At 50.2% G+C, this 6100-nt stretch carries 5 protein-coding genes; 3 read left to right on the top strand and 2 right to left on the bottom strand.

What is annotated here, in order from left to right:
* The first annotated feature begins 30 nt into the window (after positions 1-30).
* Together Q0986_RS09990 and Q0986_RS09985 are read left to right on the top strand one after the other, a co-directional pair.
* Positions 31-1194, top strand: a complete 1164-nt coding sequence (locus Q0986_RS09990; RefSeq protein ID WP_299409112.1) for an NAD-dependent epimerase/dehydratase family protein — start codon at positions 31-33, stop codon at positions 1192-1194.
* A 133-nt stretch (positions 1195-1327) separates the two neighbouring features.
* A complete protein-coding gene (locus Q0986_RS09985; protein ID WP_299409107.1) occupies positions 1328-2257 on the top strand; it encodes a preprotein translocase subunit SecD in 930 nt (309 codons plus the stop codon).
* Here Q0986_RS09985 and Q0986_RS09980 read toward each other — a convergent pair.
* Both Q0986_RS09980 and Q0986_RS09975 read right to left on the bottom strand, forming a co-directional pair.
* Complete coding sequence (locus Q0986_RS09980) at positions 2237-3775, bottom strand: phosphomannomutase/phosphoglucomutase (RefSeq protein WP_299409129.1); 1539 nt, start codon at positions 3773-3775, stop codon at positions 2237-2239. The two genes, Q0986_RS09985 and Q0986_RS09980, sit on opposite strands and share 21 nt — an antisense overlap.
* Before the next feature lie 86 nt (positions 3776-3861).
* A complete protein-coding gene (locus Q0986_RS09975) occupies positions 3862-4200 on the bottom strand; it encodes a P-II family nitrogen regulator (RefSeq protein WP_299409125.1) in 339 nt (112 codons plus the stop codon).
* 346 nt (positions 4201-4546) lie between these two features.
* Here Q0986_RS09975 and Q0986_RS09970 point away from each other — a divergent pair, with 346 nt between their 5' ends.
* Positions 4547-6070, top strand: coding sequence for a YifB family Mg chelatase-like AAA ATPase (locus Q0986_RS09970; protein ID WP_299409120.1), 1524 nt, complete (start codon positions 4547-4549; stop codon positions 6068-6070).
* The last annotated feature ends 30 nt before the right edge of the window (positions 6071-6100 follow it).

Here is a 6100-nt window from a genome sequence, read left to right as displayed (position 1 = left end):
TAATTGAGACATTCGGTTTAGGGACAAAGCATGAACATTGTAATATTGGGCGGTGATGGGTTCTGCGGCTGGCCAACTGCGCTACATCTATCCAAACTTGGCCACGACATTGTTATTGTCGACAACTTATCCAGGCGCAACATTGACAATGAGTTAGAAACCAACTCGCTGACTCCTATTAGTCCGATTTCGATCCGGTTACAGACCTGGCAAGAGCTCACAGGGAAGCAGATCCAGTTTTACAACTTCAATATTGCCGAGGAATATGATCGGCTCTTAAATCTGCTGTGTACCTATCGCCCCGATGTGGTGGTGCATTTTGCTGAACAGCGCGCCGCGCCCTACTCTATGAAGTCCTCTCGACAAAAACGCTATACGGTTAATAACAACCTTAACGCGACCAATAACGTTTTAGCCGCCATCGTTGAGTCAGGTTTGGATATCCACGTGGTTCACCTAGGCACGATGGGTGTATATGGCTACGGCACTGCGGGGATGAAAATTCCCGAAGGCTATCTCGATGTCCAAGTGGTGATTGATACGGGCGAGGTGGTTGAAAAGCAAATCCTCTATCCCGCCGATCCGGGCAGTGTCTACCATATGACCAAAACCCAAGATCAGCTGTTTTTCTACTACTACAACAAGAATGACAAGATCCGGGTCACCGATTTACACCAAGGGGTGGTATGGGGAACAAATACAGAAGATACGAAACGGGATGAGCGCCTCATTAACCGATTTGATTACGACGGTGATTACGGTACTGTGCTTAACCGCTTCCTGATGCAGGCGGCCATTGGTCATCCCTTAACCGTGCATGGCACTGGGGGACAGACCCGCGCCTTTATCCATATTCAAGACACCGTCAAATGTATCCAACTCGCCCTTGAGAACCCTCCAGAGGCGGGCGAGCGGGTCAAGATCTTTAATCAGATGACTGAAACACACCGCGTTAGGGATTTGGCCAAAATCATTGCAGATATTACGGGTGCCAAGATTGATCACATCGAAAACCCCAGAACAGAAGCTGCAGAAAATGAATTATTTGTTGAGAATAAGTGCTTTATGGACTTAGGGTTACAACCCACGAAATTAGATGTCGGCTTGATGAAAGAAGTCACAGAAATTGCCGCCAAGTACAAAGATCGGTGCGATCACTCCAAAATATTGTGTACCTCTAAATGGCGTAAATAAAGGCAACGTTTGCCACTGACGCTATTCTCTCGATCTAACCAGAACATAGCCTAAGCGGCTGACTGCTCACACGTCTGGGCCGCCCTGCGCTGCGATCGCACTTTGACCACCCAGAGGGACTTAGCTTCAGCCCATGTCCTATAGCTTGCAGTCCGGAATAGCGTCCATATTGGTCACTTTGGGAACCATCACCCATTGTGTTGATGCTGATTTCCTATCCCAACTGTCTATTCCGGCAAGGGTTGCTGCCACCAAGCTCTGTCCGTTTCAAGGAACTGAGCTAACCCTGCAATTAGAGAAAACGGAGTCAGCCAAACCCTCTCGTGCTGAAGCCTTTGAAATAGCACAAACCATTTTAGACAAGCGGTTAGCTGAACTAGGACCCGCAGAAATTGCCCTGGTGCCCATGCCGCCCGACCAATTTCTGGTGCAGTTACCGAATACGGTTGATCAACGCCAAGCCCTTGATCTGATCACTCAGCGATCGCATTTAACGTTTCGCCTGCAACGCCCTTCTACCCCGGAACTCCAAGCGCTATTGACGCAAAAAACTCAGCTCCAAGACCAGTTGAAGTCTAACCCACCCAACTCCAAGCAACTCGAACAACAATTAGCCCAGATTCATCGCCAGATCTACCGTCCAACGGCCTTAACGGGGCAGAATGTTCGGGATGCGTCCTATGAAGCAGGCGTTAACGGTCAATACTGGGATATTGCGCTCCGCTTCGATGACCAAGGCGCAGAACAGTTCCAGGAAATAACCAAACAGGTAGCGGGTACACAAGGAGCCATCGGTATTTTTCTCGATGATCAACTTATCAGTGAAGCAAGCGTAGGCATTCAGTTTGCTAAAACAGGTATAACGGGTGGTGCTGCCATCATCAGTGGCAACTTTGATCTGGAAACCGCTCGCAACTGGGCCTCCCAAATCAAAGCAGGTCGCTTACCCGTTCCCATCAAAGTATTAAAAACCGAGTCTGTCCAAACCGAACAATGTGACGCTGCCCATTCGCCAGCTGCAACCGATCTGAGCAGCATCCGGCTAGGCGTCTCCCAATCCTGAGGGTAAGGTCAAGTCATCTAGCGTTTGGAGAAAAGGCGTAAGTTTAGCGACAATACTGCCCACGCCCCCAGAAACATTTGACTCAACATTAAGCGGCAAGACGGGGTCATGGAGCGACAAGCGCAGTAAAAACCAGCCTTGCTCTGCGGGCGCAGTACAGGCAATCCGAAGGCCTTCATAGTTATTCGGCACTATTTCCCAGCCCGGTTGTTGAGCAGCAAAAGCTTCTAATTGGGAAATTACAGCAGTGCCACACGCTTTGAAATCCTCAGCCTGAATCTTAATCCGATACTCTTCACTTTCTTGGGGCTCTTTGAGGTTGGCAATCAGGTCAGTGATGTTTTGGCCTGCCATTTTTGACTTTGCCAACTCAACTAATAGCTTACTGATCAGATAGGCCCCGTCATCCAGAAAGTAGTTTTCCTTCATCGCCCCGTGGCCAGAGGTTTCAATGGCCAACCAGGATTCTTGTCCGGCCTGGTTTAAGCGCATCGACTCATTGATGACATTCTTATAGCCCCGCTTAAACCGATGATGGACACCTCCTAATTCGGATTCAATAAATTGGGTCAGCCCATCAGACGTAATCGAATCCGTCACAATTGCAGACCCAGGATGTTCGCGCAAAACCACGGCAGCAATCAGGGCAATTAAACGATTGCGGTTGAGATCCTGCCCCAAATGATCGACAGCCGCCGCGCGATCAACATCCGTATCAAAAATAATGCCAAAGTCAGCTTGCTGGGCGGTCACTGCTTGGCAAATGGCTGCCATCGCTGTCTTATTTTCTGGATTAGGGATGTGATTGGGAAAGGTGCCATCGGGGTCGAGAAACTGGCTTCCCGTGATATCTGCTCCCAGGGGTTGCAAAACCTGTTCAGCATAAAAGCCGCCCGCACCATTGCCCGCATCGACGACAATATGCAGTCCCTGCAAGGGCTGTTGATAGTGATCTGGATGATGGACCGCCGCCCGAATTTGATCCACCAGTTCGGCAGCATAGACGGCAATAAAATCATGGTCGGTGACTGGGCCGGGTTGAGTAGCCACGGCAAACGGATGGTCAGCAGCAAGACTGAGAATTTGGGTGATATCAGCTTTACCGAGTCCCCCTTGGGCCGTAAAAAACTTCAGGCCATTGCGATTAAAGGGTAAGTGGCTGGCGGTCAGCATAATCGCACCATGACAGTTAAACCCATCTGTCACCGTGCTTTTGAACATGGCTGGGGTCGAGGCTAACCCAAAGTTATACCCCTGACTGCCCATTTGGGTAATGCCAGCCAGAACCGCATCCATCAAGGTCGGGCCAGAAATCCGGCTATCTCGACCGACGGCGACCGTCAACTCGCTGACGGATTGATTGAGCGTTTGGGCCAGCCAATGAACAAACGCCATACCCAAAATTTTGGCGACTTCTGGCGTGAGGTTGACGGCCTCTCCTTCAACCCCCTCTAGGGCAACACCGCGAATATCTGAACCATTTTGCAGTTGAGGCCAGTCAAAGGCTGTGGGGGGCATATGCGATCGCAAATTGAGGACAACACATAAACCTATCATCCCCTGGAGCATCGTTATCTAACGAAAGATACGGTTTTGATTAATAGTTATGGCAGTTCGACCCTCTCTTCCCCCGTGCGAATCTGAACAACCTTGTCTAGAGGAGAAACAAATATCTTACCGTCCCCGACTTGACCGGTTCGAGCCGCTAAGGTGATCTTTTCCAAGACAGGGGCAACCATGCCTGGGTCAACCTTGACCTCAACTTTTAATTTCCGCTGAAACCGGATCTGCGCATCCGAGCCTCGATACTGCTGCAGTAAACCTTTCTGCCTACCAAAGCCTTTTACATCCGAAAGGGTGATATCAACAATGCCCATCCGTACAAGGGCCGTTTTAACCTCGTCCCACTGGTGGGGGCGAATGACTGCGGTGATGGTCCTCATTGAAGCCATGACAGACCTACATCTAATCGCAAAACTTACATCACCATTGTTACCCTTATTACCGTATTCCGTATATTTTGATACAGTTCGCAATCGACAGCCAATTGTGCTTAAAAGAACTGAATGGACCGCAATATGGGTAAGGCAACACAACAATACAGGCCATGATGGTGCAGCTTCTCCTAAATCTTGCAGTGGGTATGAACACTTGGCTCACACCAAAGTGCGTTTGCAGCGATATCGCGGCAATTTCATGGCGTTAAGATTGAGAGTACCAACGCACCATCCTATGTTTGTGCAGCCTCAAGATCGCGTTGGCATTGATAACAGCAAGGGAATTCAAACTATGTTGGCTCGGGTGTGGAGTGCATCTCTAATTGGGATTGAGTCGGTCAAGGTTGGGGTGGAAGTGGATGTCTCAGGGGGACTACCTGGAATCATCATTGTGGGACTGCCAGACGCTGCCGTTCAAGAATCAAAAGAGCGCGTCAAAGCAGCCTTACGAAACGCTGGATTCACCTTTCCCATGCGCCGGATTGTGATTAACCTGACCCCCGCAGACTTACGCAAAGAGGGACCTAGTTTTGACTTACCCATCAGCATGGGGATTTTAGCGGCCTCAGAGCAGATTAATCCCCAGTTACTAGGGGATTTTCTATTTTTGGGGGAATTGTCTTTAGATGGCACCCTACGTCCTATCACTGGCGTTCTCCCCATTGCGGCTGCGGCTAAGCAAATGGGGTTTATCGGTTTAGTCGTGCCCCAAACCAATGCCAATGAAGCCGCCGTAGTCAAGGGATTATCGGTATATGGCTTTGAACATGTATCGCAGGTCAGTGACTTCTTAAACGATCCTGACTCAGTGAAACCGACCCCGGCAGAGGGCCATCCAAGTGATCAACGCCAGACCTATCTTGATTTAAGAGATGTTAAGGGCCAAGTCCATGCCAGGCGAGCGCTGGAAATTGCGGCAGCAGGCGGACATAACTTGATTTTCGTCGGGCCACCAGGAAGTGGCAAAACCATATTGGCCCGACGGTTACCGGGGATCTTACCCCCCTTAGCCTTTGGTGAATCCTTGGAGGTCACCAAAATTCATTCCGTGGCTGGATTACTCAAAGATCAAGGCCATTTACTGCGCCAGCGTCCCTTTCGATCTCCGCATCACTCAGCCTCTGGACCAGCTTTGGTGGGAGGGGGAAGCTTTCCCAAACCGGGTGAAATCTCCTTAGCCCACAGAGGTGTCCTATTTCTAGATGAACTGACGGAGTTTAAAAGAGATGTATTGGAGTTCTTGCGTCAGCCTCTAGAAGATGGATTTGTCAGTATTTCTAGAGCGAGACAGTCGGTGACATTCCCCGCACAGTTCACACTGGTGGCCAGCACCAATCCCTGTCCCTGTGGCTACTATGCAGATCCCATTCAAGCCTGTACCTGCTCCCCTCGGCAGCGGGAATCCTATTGGGCAAAATTATCAGGTCCACTGATGGATCGCATTGATTTGCAAGTGGCTGTCAATCGCCTCAAGCCGGAGGAAATCACCCAGCAATCTCAAGGAGAAGCGTCAGCACCCATTCGAGAGCGGGTCCAAGCCGCTCGTGATATCGCTAACCAGCGTTTTCAATCTGAATCCGACTTACACTGCAACGCTCAAATGAGCAGCCAGCAACTGCGCCACTGGTGTCCTCTCAATGATGCCACCCGCCAGCTTCTAGAAACGGCCATTACTCGCTTAGGTCTATCGGCAAGGGCCACCGATCGCATCCTCAAAGTGGCCCGCACGATTGCAGATTTAGCTAACGCATCTAGTTTAGAAGCAACCCATGTCGCTGAGGCCATCCAGTATCGCACCATCGATCGCTTGCAGTAATCTCTGAGTCTTCATCTTGAACCCAAGGCC

This window comes from Acaryochloris sp. IP29b_bin.148 (assembly GCF_028285565.1).
Lineage (GTDB): Bacteria > Cyanobacteriota > Cyanobacteriia > Thermosynechococcales > Thermosynechococcaceae > Acaryochloris.
This window is presented reverse-complemented; position numbering and strand designations above follow the sequence as displayed.